This is a genomic window from uncultured Altererythrobacter sp., assembly GCF_913057185.1.
GTDB lineage: Bacteria > Pseudomonadota > Alphaproteobacteria > Sphingomonadales > Sphingomonadaceae > Erythrobacter > Erythrobacter rubellus.
Genome location: NZ_CAJXNK010000001.1, coordinates 311,334 through 328,537, shown reverse-complemented (window position 1 = coordinate 328,537; position 17,204 = coordinate 311,334). Strand labels below are relative to the sequence as shown.

Genomic DNA, 17,204 nt, shown 5'->3' with positions numbered 1-17,204 from the left:
AGCATGGCAAGCATGCAGAATTATCACGTGAAATTTGCGGCTTGTATGACTACCTGTGACAAGCAATGGACGGGCAAAACGAAACAATCGAGAACCAGCCGCCGCGCAAGGGACTATTTCGCCGGAACAAGGCCGAGGCTGAGGGTGCGGCGAGCGAGCCGCCCAAGGCCAAATCGCTTGGGCCGCTGAAAATGGTCTATGCGGCAGCGGCGAAATATCCTCGCCAGATTCTGCTGGCGTTTGTTGCTTTGCTCGTCACGGCGGCGGCTACGCTGGCAATTCCCTGGCGATTCAAAGTCATTATTGATGAAGCCTTTGGCGGCACCGCAGGATCAGCGCAAATTACCGAAGCTTTCCAATATCTGCTGATGATTGTGTTCGTATTGGGAATCGGCACGGCGCTGAGGTTTTACTTCGTCAGCTGGATCGGTGAACGGGTTGTTGCCGATATCCGGTTGCAGGTGCAACGCAATCTGCTGCGCTTGTCGCCCAGCTTTTACGAAGAGAACAGTCCCAAGGAAATCTCCAGCCGGATGACCAGCGACACCGCGGTTATCGAACAGGTTGTCGGAACGACGGTCTCTATCGCCTTGCGCAATACGCTGACCGCGATTGGCGGCACGATATTGCTCCTGTTCCTGGTGCCTAACCTCACGCTGGGGCTACTAATGGGCATACCGCTCGTCATCATACCGATCATGCTGTTCGGGCGCAGAATCCGTTCTGTCGCGCGTTCGAGCCAGGATCGTGTCGCGGATGTGGGTGCAATGGTGACTGAAGTGCTTTCTTCGATGAAGATTGTGCAAGCGTTTGGACAGGAAACGCGCGAAGCGGAGCGGTTCGGCGGTGCTGTCGAACGTACATTCCAGACGGCAAAACGGCGCATCGCTTTGCGCGCCGCGATGACATCTATCGTGATCGTGCTGATTTTCGGCGGCGTGACCTTGATGATGTGGCGCGGAGCCATCGCGGTCTCTGAAGGGACCATTTCCGGCGGGACAATCTTTGCATTCGTGCTGACCGGCGGGATTGTTGCCGGCTCATTCGGTTCATTGACCGAAGTCTATGGCGATCTTTTGCGCGGGGCCGGTGCGGCCAGCCGGCTGAACGAGCTATTGAATGCCAAACCGACCATCGCCGCGCCGGACAAGCCGCAAGCCTTGCCAATGCCGGCGCGCGGCGGATTGTCATTCCGTAATGTCACATTCCGCTATCCCACGCGTCCAGAAACCGCCGCGCTACGGGATTTCACATTGGAAATCGAACCGGGCGAAACGGTTGCCATTGTCGGGCCATCAGGTGCGGGCAAGTCGACCATTTTCCAGCTGGCAGAGCGGTTTTACGATCCGCAAGCCGGCACCATTCGCTTGGATGGCATTCCGCTGACCAGAGCCGACCCAGCCGATGTGCGCGAACGCATCGCCTTTGTTCCGCAAGACGGCGTGCTGTTCAGCGCAACCGCACGCGACAACCTGCGCTACGGCAAATGGGGCGCGAGCGAGGAAGAGATCTGGGAAGCGGCGCGCGCGGCCAATGCGGAGGCTTTCCTGCGCGACTTGCCAGATGGGCTTGATACCTATCTGGGTGAAAGCGGCACGCGCCTTTCAGGCGGGCAGCAGCAACGCATCGCCATTGCGCGAGCATTGCTGCGCGATGCGCCGATTCTGTTGCTTGATGAAGCGACCAGCGCGCTGGACGCCGAAAGCGAACAATTGGTTCAGCAAGCGCTCGATGAACTGATGAAAGATCGCACGACGCTGGTCATAGCGCACCGCTTGGCGACCGTTCGTGCAGCGAACCGCATCATCGTGCTCGATGAAGGCCGGATTGCCGAGCAAGGGACGCATGAGCAACTGTCCAGTGCAGGCGGGCTTTACGCGCGTTTGGCAAAGCTGCAATTTGCTTCGCACGAGGCCGCTTGAAGCCCGCAATTCTCGACCAACTGCACACATTTCCGACAAACGACGGCGCGGGAGCGAAATTCCGTTTAAGGCGTTGCAATGGAATTCGGCGAGATCACGCCGAGAAACGTCAATCTTGGGGACGCATTTATGATTAGGCAATTGCTTGCCACAGGCACCAGCGCAATCGCGCTTGTCATCGCCGCACCGGCGCTGGCTGACGAGACTACAACCGAAACAGAAACTACTGCAGAAGTGCCGTCTTCGCCGACCATGGATTTCGGCACCTGGGGTGTTGGACTGGACACGATTGATCAGACGCGCGCACCGGGCGATGACTTCGACGCTTATGTGAACGGACTGTGGGTTGCGAATAACGAGATCCCGGGCGACCGCCAGCGCTATGGCGCGTTTGACATGCTGCGTGAGAAGTCGGTTGCCGATGTCGAGACGCTGATTGCGGATCTTGTCGCATCGAAACCTGAGCCTGGTACGACTGCGCGCCGGATCGTCGATGCCTACAATGCCTATCTCGAAATGGACGCAATTGATGCAAGCGGCCTTGCCCCGGCACAACCTTATCTCAACGAGATTTTCACAGCACCTGACCTAGCCCGCCTAGCGGAGCTGTTTGAGACACCCGGCTATCCGGCGCTGGTGAGTGCAGGCGTAACCGTCGACTCGCGCAACCCGACCGATCACGCGGTCTCAATCGGTTTTGACGGCATGGGACTGCCCGACCGCGACTATTATCTGGTCGATTCAGAGAGCAATCTCGAAATCCGCGGCGCCTATAAGGGGTATCTGACCAAGCTGCTTGATGCTGCTGGCTATCAGGACCCGGCCGCTGCGGCCGAAGCGGTCTATGCTTTTGAGCACAAGGTCGCAAAGCTGGAGTGGGCGCGGCAAATTTTCCGCATGCCCAACCTTACCTATAACGAGCTGACCCTTGATGAGTTGAAGGCGCTCTCTGGTGGATTTCCGATCGAGACCGTGATTTCTGCTGGCAAGTTTGACGGAAAGGCGCGTTATCTAGTGCCGCAAATCCCGCCGACCGAAGATGAAATCGCGGAATACAGCCTGACCAGCGAGCAGCTGGGGATGATTGGCGGCGGTTTGCCCGCGATGATGCAACTGCTGACAGAGACGCCGCTGGCCACAATCAAAGCCTATATGGCGGCGCAGTTCCTGTCAGGAAATGCGTCGGTTCTCTCGAGCGAACTCGACAATGCCAATTTCGAATTCTTCGGCAAGACAATTGGTGGACGCACTGAGCAGCGCCCACGTTGGAAACGCGCGATTGATGCAGTTGAGGGGCAGCTGGGTGAGCAGCTAGGCACGCTGTATGTGGCGCGCTTCTTCCCGCCTGAAAGCAAGGCGCGGATGGAAACACTGGTTGGCAATCTCAAGCTGGCGATGGGCAAGGCGCTCGAAGAAAACGAGTGGATGACCGAAGCAACGATCGAGCAGGCCACCGAGAAGCTCAAAGGCTTCGTGCCGATGGTTGGCTATCCTGATGAATTCGAAACCTACGAAGGTTTGGACATCACAGCGGACGACCCGCTCGCCAACCGGATAAACACCATCGCATGGGCGCGCGCAGACTCGCTGAAGGATTTGGACAAGCCGGTTGACCCGACCGAATGGGGCATGCTGCCGCAAACGGTGAATGCGTATTATTCGCCGCTCACCAACCGTATCGTGTTCCCTGCCGCGATCCTGCAGCCGCCATTCTTTGGTGGCAATGCCGATCCGGCGGTCAATTACGGCGGCATCGGCGCTGTTATCGGCCACGAGATTGGTCATGGTTATGACGACCAGGGCTCTCAATATGATGCAAAAGGCAAGCTGCGGAACTGGTGGCAGGACGTAGATCGCGAAGGTTTCGAGCAATTCACGGCCCGCATGGCAGAATTCATCGAAGCCTATTGCCCGGTTGATAGCCCCGAAGGTCCAGTCTGCCTGCGCGGCCCACAATCCATGGGAGAGACGCTAGGCGATGTGGTTGGATTGCAAATGGCCTATCGCGCCTACCGCATTTCGCTGGGCGGCGAGGAAGCTCCTGTGATTGACGGATTGACCGGCGATCAGCGGTTCTTCCTGGGCTTTGCCCAAATCTGGCGCGGGATGGAGCGCGAGGAAAGCCTGCGCAACCGCGTGATGACAGCGAACCACCCTCCCGGTACGTTCCGCTTGAACAACGCTGTGCGTCACCTGGATGCCTGGTACGAAGCGTTCAACGTGACGGAAGAGCATGATCTCTACCTGCCGCCGGAAGAACGCATCCGCATCTGGTAAGCAGGCACCGCAAACGCAAAATCGCAAATGGGCAGGGCAGGTCGCTTGACTTGTTCTGCCCTTTGGCTCTTAGGCGCAAGGCATGACACTGTTTCAGCAGCTTCTAATTGCGATCGTTCAGGGGGTTACTGAGTTCCTGCCGATTTCATCGTCAGGGCATTTGATCCTGATCCCATATCTTACGGATTTGCCCGACCAAGGCCCGCTGATCGATGTCGCGGTGCATGTTGGCTCTTTGCTGGCGATCATCGTCTATTTTTTCAAAGACGTAGTGGTTTTGGCGCGCGGCGGTTTCGCCAGTGTCGGTTTTGGCTCCTCCGCGGCCAATGCGCCGGCAGAGCGGCGCCTGTTCTGGTGGATCGTGGTTGGCACGATCCCCGCGGTTCTATTCGGGCTTTCGATCAAGATGGGCGCGTTCAACGGGATTGCGGAAAACGTGTTCGGTATCGAGATTGTCGATGGCGATCTGATGAATTCGATCCGCTTTGTCGATCTGATCGCGGTGAACCTTATCCTTTACGGGGTGCTGCTTGGCATTGCGGACAAGGTCGGCAAGGAAGTCAAAGTTTTCGAAGATATGAGCTGGCGCGATGGCTTGATCGTCGGCCTCGCACAGGCACTGGCGATCATTCCCGGCACAAGCCGCTCAGGCGTAACCATGACCGCGGCCCGGTTCCTTGGATATCAGCGTGTCGAGGCTGCGCGGTTCTCGTTCTTGCTGTCGATCCCGGCAGTCGCAGGCGCCGGGGTTTTGATCGTGCCGGAGATTTTCGAAGCAGGGGCGAATCTTGCCTGGGACGCGCTCTGGGCCGGAATTTTCACCTTTATTGCGGCTTTCGCAACAATGGCTTTTCTGATGAATTTCCTCAAGAAAGCCTCGATGATGGTCTTTGTGGTGTACCGCGTCTTGCTTGGTGCGGCGTTGCTGGCGATTTTCTGATCTTGGAACCTTTATCCCTCCGCGATGTTACAGGAGTAGAGGAACTCAGATTTTAGACACGCTTGGAACCTATGTCCCTATTGTGCTTCATCTTTATCGGATCGCTTATCGGCTGGCTTGCCGCGATCCTGACGCGCACCGAAAACGTGCCGGGTATCCGGCGCGACATCGGCTTCGGACTGGTTGGCGCGCTGATTTCCGGCCTGTTCGCGAACAATTGGGCGTTTCTCGGCGGCCTCAGCTGGACAGCGTTGGGCGCATCGATAGTTGGGGCAGTTGTGCTGGTCGCGATCAGCAAGCTCATGCTCGACCGAACCTCCGCCTGAGAGGCTGATTCTTCACATCAAACTGGTTTGGCGCCTGAACCGCGCCCACCGCGCAGCAAATATTCCTGACTGCCGCGATGCACCACATTGTCGACATCGATCACCGCAGTATTGGCATAAGTGAAGCTGGGCCCGAGGCTGCGATAGAGCCGGTCAAAATCACGCTCGACAGTCTGGCGATAGAGATCTTCAAAGCTTTCGATCACGAAGTACGTCGGCTGAAGATCGCTGATCACATAGTCAGTCCGCATGACGCGATCGACATTCAGCATGATCCGGTTGGGGCTTTCCGCTTCGACAGAGAAAACGGCTTCCGTCGGGCCTGACAGGATGCCGGCTCCATAGGCGCGGATGTCATCGGGCGCTTCTTCGATCAGGCCGAACTCGACCGAGTACCAATAGAGCGCGCCCAGCGCCTTGAGGTGATTGTAGCGCATCGCCTTCCACCCGGCGCGGCCATATTCCTGCATATAATCCGCGAAAACCGGGTCGGTCAGCATGGGCACATGCCCGAAGACATCGTGGAATACGTCAGGTTCCTGAATGTAGTCGAATGTCTCGCGTGTGCGGATGAAATTGCCAGCCGGGAAACGGCGATTGGCCAGATGCCAGAAGAACACGTGATCAGGGATCAGCATCGGTACAGGCACAACGCTCCAGCCTGTGAGCGCGTTCAACTCTTCTGACATTTTGCCGAATTCCGGCACGCCGCCGCGGCCGAGGTCCAGCTTCTCAAGGCCCGCCATGAACGCCGTTGCCGCTCTGCCGGGCAATACATCCATTTGGCGCGCAAAGAGGTCATCCCAAACCTGGTGATCTTCTGAGGTATATTCCGTCTGCGCTGGCTCCAACCAGTCATCGCCCACATGCGAGGGCTTTTTCAGCGGCGCGGTAAAGACATCCGCCGGCAAATCGGGCAGGGTCGAATAATCCTGCTGTGGTTCTGCGAGTGTAGGCATAGTTTCAGTTGTAACTATACCACGCCCAAGCGGGCTGTGCAAACAGGAGGTGCGCTTGGAGAGGCTTAAACGCAAGCAATATGAAGAGCTGCTTGAGCCATTAGAGGATGATGGTATCTTACTGTTCAAATACTGGCTGACGACTGATCAAGTGAATCAGGAAGAGCGGCTGCGCGAACGGCTGGAGGATCCGCTCAAGCGCTGGAAACTCTCGCCCATCGATCTCGCGGCGCGCGACAAATACGACGCATACACGCAAGCGCGCGAAGCGATGCTGCAAGCAACGCACACTGAGTGGGCGCCCTGGACGCTGGTGGATTTCAATGACCAGAAGCTTGGGCGGCTGACATTGGTGCGCGACTTACTGAACCGCTTGCCAGATACGCATATAGACCCGCCGCCATTGGAGTTTCCCGAGCTGGGCCGTGAACCGCAGCGGGAAAGCTATTCAATGCTAGATCCCATCGCCGACTATCCGGTGGATATAGAAGATTAGGCGGTAGCCGACGCTTTTACGCATTGCCTGCCGTCGCTCGCAAAAGTGCCGAGCTCGTAGCCGTCACCTGACTTGCGTATCGCCATATGCAGCGGCTCGTCCGCAATTGCCGGGCTGACGGCGCGGAAATTGAAGGTCTTGAGCTTGTTCTCGCCCAGCACTTTCACGGCCATTTGCAGCAGCAGACTTGCCATCAGCGGCCCGTGCACTACCAAACCGCGGTAGCGCTCAACATCGCGCGCATAAGGCAGATCATAGTGAATCCGATGCGTGTTGAATGTCAGCGCAGAGAAACGGAACAATAACCGCGGATCGGGTGTGATCTGCTGATGCTGATCCCATGAGGCGGCATCGAATGCAGCACTCGACGGCTCGGGCGGGCTAAGCGGAGCATCCCCCGCCACCGCATCGCGGTAGACCAGTGTCTGCTTATCGCGCACCGCAATGACGCCATTGGCCTTGGTAACATGCTCGACGTCTACGAACCCCAATTTGCCGCTTTTACCTTCTTTCTCGGCAATCGAAGCAATTCGACTGGTCCGCTCGATGTCCGCGCCAATGGGAATTGGTTCTAGAAACTCGATTTCGCTCGCAGCCCACATCCGGCGCGGCAGCGGGATCGGCGGGAAAAAGCTCTGGTCGCTTTCGTCGCGCTTTGGATGGCCATCTTTGCCCAGCGCAGTTTGGGGCGCCTCGGGCGTGCAAAGGCACAGATGAATGCCCTGCGGCATCATGCCAATTGGAGATGCATCAAGGTTAAAGGTCGCGAACCACCGATTGGCGAGCGCATTGTCGAGCGTATCACGCTGGACCTGCTCGCGTCCGATCCAATTGTCCCACTCAGTCATGCGTGCATCCTATCACGATCACGCCGCGCGTTCGAATATCGCCGCGATTCCTTGACCGCCGCCGATGCACATTGTTTCCAGCCCGAAGCGAACTTCGCGTCGATGCATCTCCGCTGCCATGTCAGCCAGAATACGCCCGCCGGTTGCGCCAATCGGGTGGCCCAGCGAAATCCCCGAACCATTTACATTCAGGATGTCTCGGCGGCTGTCATCATCCGACCAGCCCCAGCCTTTCAGCACGGCCAGCACTTGCGGTGCGAAGGCCTCGTTAAGCTCGACCAGGCCGATGTCATCCCAGCCCATGCCGGCGCGCGCGAATAACCGCTCGACCGCAGGGACAGGGCCGATACCCATGCGCGAAGGGTCACAGCCTGCCGCCGCCCAGCCATGGAACCACAGCGAAGGGGTGAGCCCCATTTCCTCAAGCTTGTCTTCCGCCACAACAAGACAAGCAGCCGCTGCATCGTTTTGCTGGCTGGCATTGCCTGCTGTGACGATGGCTTCAGGATCTCGCTTCAGATCAATCGCGCGCAATGATCCAAGCGTTTCCATGCTCGCGTCGGCGCGATAGCCTTCATCGTGATCGAAGACGAAAGGATCCTTGCGCTGCTGTGGCACTTCAACCGGCACGAGATGATCGGTAAATTTGCCCTCTTCCCACGCCTTGGTGGCGTTCTGGTGAGAGCGGACAGCAAAGGCGTCCGCTTCTTCGCGGGTGATCTTGTAGTCTTTGGCCAGATTCTCTGCCGTTTCGATCATCCCAGTGATGATCCCGAACCGCTCGATCGGCTGGCTCATCAAACGCCCACGGCTCAGCCGGTCATGCAGTGTCATATCACCCATCCGCACGCCGCCACGAAGGTCAGTCGTGTAATGTTCGACGTTTGACATGCTTTCACAGCCGCCTGCGACGACGACATCGGCCATGCCTGTTTCCACCATCATCGCTGCGGTCGCGACCGCTTGCACGCCAGAGCCGCAGCGGCGGTCCAGCTGGAAACCGGGAACTTCGATCGGCAGTCCCGCGGCCAGCCAGCTCCAGTGGCCAATCGCGGGCGCTTCGGCATTGCCATAGCCCTGACTGAAGACAACATCGTCGACCCGCGCCGGATCAATGCCGCTGCGTTCGATCAACGCCTTCAGGATAACCGCACCCAGCTTGCCGGCGTCCAATGGGGCGAGCTTGCCGAGGAATTTGCCTACCGGCGTGCGCAAAGGTGAAACAATAGCGGCGCGTCTCTTGGTCATCGTGTTTCCTTGTCTGAAAGAGCTACCGTGCCTGCATCGATCAGCTTGCCAATCGCTCCAGAGGATAGGCCAAGTCGCTCGGCCAAAACCTCTTCACTGTGTTGGCCGAGATATGGTGCAGGTGCAGGGTCGCCGACCTGTTTCTCAGGCATGTTCGCAAAGCTGCGCGTGGCGGGATATTTGAAGCCTGACGGGTTTGCGGGCGACGGTCCGAACAGCGGGTTTTTGGCCACCAACTGCGGGTCGTTCGCGGCTTCGTGCATGGTACGGTAACGCTCGAATGTGCAGCCATGTTCGCTCATCCGTGCGGCAAGATCATTGTAATCGTGCTGCCCTGCCGCCTGCTGGAACAGGTCGAACAGCCGGTGGCGGTGTTCGAAGCGGGGGCGGTCTCCGTCGGCGAAGCGGACGCCCAATTCTGCTTCTAGTGCAGCGATCTCTTCGGTGAGGCCAAAGGCGGCTACCAGCCCGTGCCACTGCTTGGGCGTGAGCGCCGCGACCATGAAGCGTTGGTTGTCCAGGCTCCTGAAATCGCGCCCGAACGCACCCCAGATCGCATTGCCGAGTCTCTCGCGATCCGCCCCGCGATAAAGCATTTCTGCCATCGATCCGCTGTTTGCCATGGTGCCGATAGCGACATCTCCCAGCGGGATACGCACTTCGCTGCCTTCGCCGCTCGCGTCGCGGTGGCGCAATGCGGCGAGCAGGGCAAAGGCGCCATAGGCCCCGGTGATGAAATCCCACGCGGGCAGAACCTGGTTGACCGGGGGCGCTGTGGCCATGTCCCAATCTTCCGGTCCGCACATCAGCGGGTATCCGCTTGCAGCGTTGACTGTGAAGTCCATCGCCTGCCGCCCGTCGTGCCAGCCCATGATGCGCACGCTGACCATATCGCCCCCCCCTTCGGACAAAGCCGCATGGCTAAGGAAGCTCTTCTCGGGCAGATTGGTAACGCATTGCCCGGTTTTGCGTGCCAGCTCGACGCAAAGCTCGCGTCCTTCGCCACTGCGCAAATCCAGCGCGACCGATTTCTTGGCGCGGTTGAGATTCTCCCAGCTTAAGCTGCGGCCTTCCTTTGTTAGCATGTATCGATCGTAGTCGAGCCCGCCTGCCTTGTGGTCAACCCGGATCACCTCGGCGCCCATTTGCGCGCAATAGAGCCCGATGGTGGGTGACGCGACGAAGCTTGAGACTTCGATGAGGGAGAGGTCGTCTAAAAGGTTGTACATCAGCCGTGTACCGCCGCCCAATCCCTGAGCATGTGCTTGGCGATCTGGAGCTGCAGGATTTGTGTGGTACCTTCGTAAATGCGGTAGATGCGCGCGTCGCGGAAGAAACGCTCTGCATCGTATTCGGCCAAATAACCTGCGCCGCCGTAGATCTGCACAACGCGGTCAACCACGCGGCCGCACGTCTCGGATGCGAATACCTTGAACGCGGCAGCCTTGACGAGAATGTTCTCTCCACGGTCAGCGCGCGCGGTGACATCTTCCATCATGGCCTCCGCGGCGTAGATTTCAGTCTCGCTTTCGGCGAGCATCTGCTGGATCAGCTGGAAGTTTGCGATCGGCTCACCAAAGGCCTTGCGCTCATTGGCATAGCGCAGCGCACTGTCGAGCGCACGACGGGCATAGCCGGTGCTGGCCGCGCCTACCGAAATACGGCCATTGTCGAGGCTCATCATGGCAAAGCGAAAACCCTTGCCGGTCTCTCCGCCAAGCAGCGCTTCGCCCGGCACATGCACATCATCCAGGATGACATCGGAGATATGCGCGCCTGACTGGCCCATCTTCTTGTCAGGGCTGCCGGTGGATATGCCCGGCGTATCCATCGGCACGATGAAAGCGCTGACATGCGCGTTCTTGGGCAATGCCTCTTTCTCGGTGCGCGCCATGATCAGCGCGACATTCGCATGCGGGGCGTTGGTGATGTATCGCTTGGTGCCATTGAGCACCCAGCCATTGCCGCTTGGGTCGGGTTTGGCGAAAGTCTGCATTGCCGCACTGTCGCTGCCGGAGCCTGGTTCCGTTAGGCCGAAACAGGCGATTTCACCCGCGGCGACGCGCGGCCACCATTCGGCTTTCTGCTCTTCGGTCGCGCCATTCTTGATCGCGGAATTGAACATGCCGACGTTGATCGAGAAGATTGAGCGGAACGCAGGCGCGGCATAGCTCATCGATCGCACCGTACGCGCATATTGCGTGGTATTCAGGCCTGCGCCGCCATATTCTTCCGGCACTGTCAGCCCGAACAGACCCATCTCCTTCATCTCTTCAACGATATCATTGGGCAGGCGATCGTTCTCGATCACGTCCCTTTCCGCCGGGATCAGCCGCTCCCGCACATAGCGGTCCAGCTGCTCGATGAACTGTTCGAAGGTTTCTGGGTCCATTCCGGATTGCGACATCGGTTCTAGCGTCCTCTCTTTGCAGCTCGTTCAATCGGTTTCAGCGAGCCCCATGTCGCCTGCTCAATGTGGCAGGCTTTCTCTCGCCTAAAAGCAAAAGCGGACGAATCGCCCGATGGCAACCCGTCCGCTTTGCAATCTGGCAAAAAGCCGCGCTTGGCCTGTTACTCTTCGACGCCTAGCTCAGCTGCGGCCGCTTCGGCTGCTGCTGCGACATCCGCGGCTGCATCAGCCGCTTCGGTTGCAGTTTCCTCGGTGACCGCAGCGGGTTCGTCTGCCGCACCTGTATCTTCAACAGCCTGTTCTTCCACGCCTTCAAGCGCGGCGTCTGCCGGCATTTCGACCGTGTCGGCTTCTGCTTCGATCGACGCATCGTCTGCGCCCCCGCAAGCTGCCAATGTCAACGCTCCAGCGCCGGCCAGTAGGGTGTATGCAAACTTCTTCATTGGTACTTTCTCCTGAATTTAACCGCTTCTTAGCGCGGTCTAGATACAAGCGCCAAGGGCGCAATGTGTAAAATCTTTCAAGAACTGCGACGAGTGGAGCGATTGATCATTCAAATCCGGGGGCGAATTTGACTGTACCCGTTGGTCGTACACCGACGAGGGTAAGATATTGAAAATACTCCGCCGGTGGACCGGGATAGGCAAGCGACGGGTCTGATTTGAAGCCAAAGCGTGAATAGTATTCAGGGCTTCCCAATAGCACGATCCCTTTCGCGCACATTGCGCGCATCTGCGTAATCCCGTGATTAATCAGTGCGCTGCCGACACCCTTGCCCTGCAACTCGGGCCAAACAGAGACTGGCCCCAAGCCGTACCAGTTTTTAGTGCCATCGCTGATCGTAACAGGGGAAAACGCGATATGGCCGATAATGCCTTCAGGCGTTTCTGCGACTAAAGATAACGCCAGGTCGCCGTCTTTGCGCAGCCGGTCCACCAGCTCTTGCTCGTCACCATCACTGAAGGGCATGTCTTTGAATGCGGCTTTGGTGAGCTTGAAGATCGGGCGCCGGTCGTCCAGCTCTTCCGGGCGGCAGGCGATGCTCATTCGAGGAGATGCCCTGACTTGTCGCGCTTTGTGGCGAGATAGCGCGCATTGTACGGATTATCAGGCAGTTGATGCGGTACCCGTTCGTTCACTGTGATGCCTGCCGCCTCAAGCGCGGCGACTTTCTTGGGATTGTTCGTCATCAGCCGGATCCTCCGCGCGCCGAGTAGATCGAGCATGCGCGCAGCGGTAGCGAAATCGCGCGATTCATCGGGCAAGCCAAGCCGCTCGTTGGCTTCGACAGTGTCGAACCCTTGATCCTGCAAGCGGTAAGCGCGCAGTTTGTTGATCAGGCCGATACCGCGCCCCTCCTGACGCATATATAGCAAAGCGCCCCAACCGCCTTCGATGGCGACATCAGCCATGGCCGCTAGCGCTGCGTCCAATTGCGGGCCGCAATCGCACTTCAGGCTGCCCAATATATCGCCGGTCAGGCACTCCGAATGTAGGCGGATGAGCGGAGCCTTGTCTCCGCGCTGATCCCCGATGATCAGTGCGACATGCTCGCGGGTATCGTCTGCACTTCGAAAGGCCACAATCTCAGCTGTGTCGCAAGCCGCGACCGGCAATCTGGCGCGGGTCGCGATGTTCAATTGCCTGCCCTCGCTCCATTCCGACAAATCACTCGCTGCAACCGGCACTGTTTCGCCCGGATCGGTCGGATCGACCAGAAAGGCAGGCAGGATTCCTGCAATCCGGGCAAGCTCCAGCGCCACCTCGGCAACCTCGCGCCACTCCAACGCCTCGGCTTTGTAGGGCCCTTTGAACGGGTGCTTCAGGTCAAGCGCCGGGTCTGCCACTGCGCGTGCTTCGCTCAAGGCAAACGGCTCACCGCTGCGGATCAGAACGGGTGCGTTAGGAACTGCCGCCTCGCGCTGGTTCGCAAGTTTTAAGGTGAGCGCGCGGGCCGCAGAAATCAGCATCTTCTCCGACGTCGCGCCGGTCGTAATCGCAGTCTCGGCTGGCAAGAAAACAGGCCCCCTATCAAACGCAATCGGCCAGCCATGGCGCAGCGCGTCCACCGCTTGCGCCACGCGGCGAGAGGGCGAGGGAGAACCTACACTCAGAGCGCAAACTCCGTGATCAGCGGGATATGATCGCTTGGCTTCTCCCAGTCGCGCGCGTCTTCGCGTAGACGGTGGCCAATGGCTTGCGCGGCAAGTTCGGGGCTCGCCCACATGTGATCGAGCCGCCGCCCGCGATCATTCACTTTCCAATCCTTGGAACGATAGCTCCACCAGCTGAAATAGCGTTCAGGATCGCGGATAAACTCACGTCCCAGATCGACCCAGCCATGGGCTTGTTTGAACTGCTCGAGCGTGTCGACTTCAACAGGAGTATGGCTGACAACCTTGAGCAACTGCTTGTGATTCCAAACATCGCTTTCGAGTGGCGCAATGTTGAAATCGCCCACGATCATGGTTGGGCGATCGATCTTGTCCGCCCAGCCGATCATGCGGCCCAGAAAGTCGAGCTTCTGCCCAAATTTGGCGTTCTTTTCGCGGTCCGGCTCGTCTCCGCCGGCCGGGACATAGACGTTTTCAAGCACCATGCCCTTGCCCGGGCCGAGCAATTCGACCCCGACATGCCGAGCTTCGCCATTGGCCTGCCAGTCATGGCGGCTGAATTCCTTTAATGGAATGCGGCTGATCGTTGCGACACCATGATATCCCTTCTGGCCATGGATCGCCTGATATTTGTAGCCCGCATCAGCCAGCGCTTGCGCAGGAAACTGGTGCTCCTGACATTTGATTTCCTGCAAGCACAGCACATCGGGTGCTTCCTCTTTCAGAAACCGTTCGACAATCGGCAGCCGCAGCCGCACCGAATTGATATTCCAAGTCGCGATAGAAACCATGGGGACAGCACTTAGGGTGCGTATTCTTTTGGGTCCAGCACACCTTTAGCTTTCCCGTCACAAAGAATAGCGATAGCGGTGGTCCCGAGAGAAGGAGATACCCTATGACGACTTCGCGCAGCGCGCTTTCACTTGCAGCTGCAATGGCCTTTCCGTTGGCTGCATGCTCACCTGCTGGATATGGGCAGAGCGAGATTGCCAGCGCATCGGCAATGCCAGCCGCGGCGACCGAGCCCAAGGCCAAGAACGTCATCCTGTTCATCGGTGACGGTATGGGAGTTTCGACGGTCACAGCCGCGCGGATCTATGCCGGCCAGAAGAACGGGCAGAGCGGCGAGGAATATGTCCTGCCGTTCGAGATTTTCGAGAATGTTGCGCTCGTAAAAACCTATAACAGCAACGCGCAGGTGCCCGATAGTGCCGGCACGGCAAGCGCGATGCACACTGGCGTCAAGACCAAGATCGGTGTTCTGGGGGTTGGCCCCGATGTCACCGCTGGCGATTGCGAAAGCGGGCTGGCCAACTCGCTCCCAATTCTAGGAGAGCAAGCAACAGCGCGCGGGCTGGCCCTGGGGATCGTTTCCACCGCGCGCATTACCCATGCGACCCCAGCCAGCGTTTATTCGCGCACCCCGGATCGCGGCTGGGAGGCAGATGCGTGGATACCCGAGGATCAACGCGGCAAGGGCTGCGATGATATCGCGTTGCAGCTTGTGAACAGCACATTCGACGTCGCCCTGGGCGGCGGGACGGCGGCATTCTTTGGCGCAGACTCCGGCGGGAGGCGGCTAAATGCGGATGCGAACCTGCCTGCAGATTGGACGGCACGTACAGGCGGCACCTTTGTTTCTACAGCAGCTGAACTGGCTGCTGCACCAGCAGACAAGCCTGTGTTAGGGCTCTTTTCGCCCAGTCACATGACTTACACGGTCGACCGCACCGACGATTCGACTGAACCGACACTAACCAAGATGACGCAGCAGGCGATCACGCGGCTTCAAGATGATCCCGAAGGCTTTTATCTGATGGTCGAATCGGGCCGGATCGATCACGGTCACCATGCCGGGCAAGCTGGCTATGCATTGGAAGAAGCAGTCGAGTTCGCTAACGCAATCCAATACGCAATCGAAAACACCGATCCTGCTGAAACATTGATTCTGGTAACCGCAGATCACAGCCACGTCTTCACAATGTCGGGCTATCCGCGCCGTGGAAATGACATTCTGGGGTTGGTTGTCGCTCCTGAAGGGAGTGCCGAACTGGCAGAGGCGACCACCGCGACCGATGGTAAGCCATACACCACGCTGGGTTACCAGAATGGTCCCGGTGCAATTGCCAATATGGCAGAGCGTCCGATGCCTGAAACCGGCGTTCATGCGCACCAACAGGCCGCGATCCCGACCAGCAGTGAAACCCATGGCGGCGAAGATGTGGCGCTCTATGGCAATGGTCCTGGCGCTGATCGTGTTCGCGGCGTGATCGAGCAGAATGCGATCTATAACATCATCGTCAAGGCGCTTGGCTGGGATGACTAAGAGATCAAGGTGATCTTGCACGAGCTGGATTGGGCTACCCGCAGGTAGCCCGCAAGGCCGGGAGGAAATTGCGTACGCCGAGGCGAGTGCGGAAAAAACAGGATGCCAAACAAAAACCCTCGCGCCGGGGGCATTGGCACGAGGGTTCCTAGTTAGCGTTCGTCACGCTTGGATGAACCGCACTTCGATGAAGGTTGAGGCAACAGGGGGGGAAACCCGCCTTCGACCGGTTCACAAGAAGAAACTACCCTTTCTCAGCTTTCGGCTAAATGAATGACGCACAGCGCTCTGTCGTGTTCTTACAACCTTGCAACGGCGAAGCGTTTATCGTGGGCGACGAGACGAGCTACGCGGATCGCGGAACTGGAACGTACTGTCGGGAACAGACACGCCATAGCGGTGATTCCTTAGCCGAACCGTCGTGCGATTGTTCTGCGCATCGAGCGCAACCCAGGTGTTGAGCTCCAGCCCGCCCGGCGCGGTCACATCGCGCACAAAGATCATATTGATCATGCCGAATTCGGGGCGTTTGGGGTCGCGCACCTCAATGCTGATCACGTCAGGATTCCCGGTCTGAACCAGCTTGCCATAACGGGAGATATCCCGCTCCGGATCAAGCATGGCACCCAGCGGCGAATTGCGGATCGGCCAGCGCTGAACCTGATTCACTTCATAATCGACGAGGTAGAGCGACCGACCGTTGGATATGACCAGCAAATCCTGATCTTCGCCATAGTCGAACCGGATCTTTCCGCCACGCTTTAGTGTCAGAACACCGTCGGCAGTCTGCCCCATTCGGTCAGTTTGTGAGAAGTCTGCCTTTAGTGTGGCGATTTGGCGAAGCGCGCTGACAGCGCGGTTCAGATCGCCCGCTTCGGATTGCGCGATGGCGGGCGCGGTCGTCGCGATAGATGCGGGGATTGCGCATAAGGCAGCACTCGCCAGCGCAACGTGCAGCGGGCGTTTGGAAAGAAATGCAAAGATGCTCATGCTGCGCTTTCTAATCACGCGGCGTTTAACTGTCACTGAACTTGATTGCGTTCAGCCGTTCAGCAAGATCACTTGATCTTGGCTTCCTTGAACTCGACATGCTTGCGCACAACCGGGTCATATTTACGGAAAGTCATCTTTTCAGTGATGTTACGCGGGTTCTTTTTCGTCACGTAATAGAAGCCCGTGTCTGCAGTCGAGACGAGCTTGATCTTGACGGTTGCTGGCTTCGCCATGACGGTATCCTAAAACTTGCAAAAGGGCTGATGTTCAGCCGAAAAAATACAGGCGGCGCGAGCAGCACCGCCATCCAGAGGCGCGCCATTGGGTGATTCTGGGGCAAAAGTC

Annotated in this window: 17 protein-coding genes; 6 read left to right on the top strand and 11 right to left on the bottom strand. The window is 58.3% G+C overall.

From position 1 onward, the window contains the following. Positions 1-191 precede the first annotated feature (191 nt). The 4 genes from QZ487_RS01605 (at position 192) to QZ487_RS01590 (ending at position 5,465) form a co-directional block, all read left to right on the top strand. Complete coding sequence (locus QZ487_RS01605) at positions 192-1,922, top strand: ABC transporter transmembrane domain-containing protein (RefSeq protein ID WP_296024093.1); 1,731 nt, start codon at positions 192-194, stop codon at positions 1,920-1,922. A 78-nt stretch (positions 1,923-2,000) separates the two neighbouring features. Next, positions 2,001-4,199 (top strand): M13 family metallopeptidase, encoded by a 2,199-nt coding sequence (locus QZ487_RS01600; RefSeq protein WP_296023038.1) that lies wholly within the window; start codon positions 2,001-2,003, stop codon positions 4,197-4,199. Between the two features lie 82 nt (positions 4,200-4,281). Next, a complete protein-coding gene (locus tag QZ487_RS01595; protein WP_285976035.1) occupies positions 4,282-5,139 on the top strand; it encodes an undecaprenyl-diphosphate phosphatase in 858 nt (285 codons plus the stop codon). A gap of 71 nt (positions 5,140-5,210) precedes the next feature. Next, on the top strand, positions 5,211-5,465 hold the full coding sequence (locus QZ487_RS01590) for a GlsB/YeaQ/YmgE family stress response membrane protein (protein WP_285976034.1): 255 nt from the start codon (positions 5,211-5,213) through the stop codon (positions 5,463-5,465). Positions 5,466-5,482: 17 nt separating this feature from the next. Here the strand turns inward: QZ487_RS01590 and phhA are convergent, their stop codons facing one another. Next, the gene (phhA, locus tag QZ487_RS01585) at positions 5,483-6,424 is read right to left on the bottom strand and encodes a phenylalanine 4-monooxygenase (RefSeq protein WP_285976033.1); all 942 of its coding nucleotides are present in this window, start codon (positions 6,422-6,424) and stop codon (positions 5,483-5,485) included. On the opposite strand from phhA, the gene QZ487_RS01580 reads away from it, so the two are divergent. Beyond that, positions 6,423-6,920: a hypothetical protein gene (locus QZ487_RS01580; RefSeq protein ID WP_349665856.1), complete on the top strand. Its 498-nt coding sequence runs from the start codon at positions 6,423-6,425 to the stop codon at positions 6,918-6,920. The genes phhA and QZ487_RS01580 overlap by 2 nt on opposite strands. Here QZ487_RS01580 and QZ487_RS01575 read toward each other — a convergent pair. The 8 genes from QZ487_RS01575 to QZ487_RS01540 all read right to left on the bottom strand — a co-directional run bounded on the left by QZ487_RS01575 (position 6,917) and on the right by QZ487_RS01540 (position 14,331). Further along, a complete protein-coding gene (locus QZ487_RS01575; RefSeq protein WP_285976032.1) occupies positions 6,917-7,768 on the bottom strand; it encodes a MaoC family dehydratase N-terminal domain-containing protein in 852 nt (283 codons plus the stop codon). The genes QZ487_RS01580 and QZ487_RS01575 overlap by 4 nt on opposite strands. A gap of 18 nt (positions 7,769-7,786) precedes the next feature. Beyond that, positions 7,787-9,016 (bottom strand): acetyl-CoA C-acetyltransferase, encoded by a 1,230-nt coding sequence (locus QZ487_RS01570; RefSeq protein WP_285976031.1) that lies wholly within the window; start codon positions 9,014-9,016, stop codon positions 7,787-7,789. Further along, the gene (locus QZ487_RS01565; protein ID WP_285976030.1) at positions 9,013-10,245 is read right to left on the bottom strand and encodes a CoA transferase; all 1,233 of its coding nucleotides are present in this window, start codon (positions 10,243-10,245) and stop codon (positions 9,013-9,015) included. Before QZ487_RS01565 ends, QZ487_RS01570 begins: the two co-directional genes overlap by 4 nt. Beyond that, positions 10,245-11,423 carry an acyl-CoA dehydrogenase family protein gene (locus tag QZ487_RS01560; protein ID WP_296023036.1) on the bottom strand — a complete coding sequence of 393 codons (1,179 nt, stop codon included), beginning with the start codon at positions 11,421-11,423 and terminating at the stop codon, positions 10,245-10,247. The genes QZ487_RS01565 and QZ487_RS01560 overlap by 1 nt, the downstream gene beginning before the upstream one ends. A gap of 164 nt (positions 11,424-11,587) precedes the next feature. Continuing rightward, a complete protein-coding gene (locus QZ487_RS01555; RefSeq protein ID WP_285976028.1) occupies positions 11,588-11,869 on the bottom strand; it encodes a hypothetical protein in 282 nt (93 codons plus the stop codon). A gap of 106 nt (positions 11,870-11,975) precedes the next feature. Next, the gene (locus QZ487_RS01550) at positions 11,976-12,473 is read right to left on the bottom strand and encodes a GNAT family N-acetyltransferase (RefSeq protein WP_285976027.1); all 498 of its coding nucleotides are present in this window, start codon (positions 12,471-12,473) and stop codon (positions 11,976-11,978) included. After that, positions 12,470-13,507: a GTP cyclohydrolase II gene (ribA, locus tag QZ487_RS01545; protein WP_285976026.1), complete on the bottom strand. Its 1,038-nt coding sequence runs from the start codon at positions 13,505-13,507 to the stop codon at positions 12,470-12,472. The genes QZ487_RS01550 and ribA overlap by 4 nt, the downstream gene beginning before the upstream one ends. Before the next feature lie 29 nt (positions 13,508-13,536). Next, complete coding sequence (locus QZ487_RS01540; RefSeq protein WP_285976025.1) at positions 13,537-14,331, bottom strand: exodeoxyribonuclease III; 795 nt, start codon at positions 14,329-14,331, stop codon at positions 13,537-13,539. Positions 14,332-14,435: 104 nt separating this feature from the next. On the opposite strand from QZ487_RS01540, the gene QZ487_RS01535 reads away from it, so the two are divergent. Beyond that, a complete protein-coding gene (locus QZ487_RS01535; protein ID WP_296023034.1) occupies positions 14,436-15,866 on the top strand; it encodes an alkaline phosphatase in 1,431 nt (476 codons plus the stop codon). A 324-nt stretch (positions 15,867-16,190) separates the two neighbouring features. Here QZ487_RS01535 and QZ487_RS01530 read toward each other — a convergent pair whose 3' ends face one another. Both QZ487_RS01530 and rpmG read right to left on the bottom strand, forming a co-directional pair. Beyond that, positions 16,191-16,856 carry an outer membrane lipoprotein carrier protein LolA gene (locus QZ487_RS01530; protein WP_296023033.1) on the bottom strand — a complete coding sequence of 222 codons (666 nt, stop codon included), beginning with the start codon at positions 16,854-16,856 and terminating at the stop codon, positions 16,191-16,193. A gap of 68 nt (positions 16,857-16,924) precedes the next feature. Further along, the gene (rpmG, locus tag QZ487_RS01525) at positions 16,925-17,092 is read right to left on the bottom strand and encodes a 50S ribosomal protein L33 (protein WP_010233410.1); all 168 of its coding nucleotides are present in this window, start codon (positions 17,090-17,092) and stop codon (positions 16,925-16,927) included. Positions 17,093-17,204: the final 112 nt, after the last annotated feature.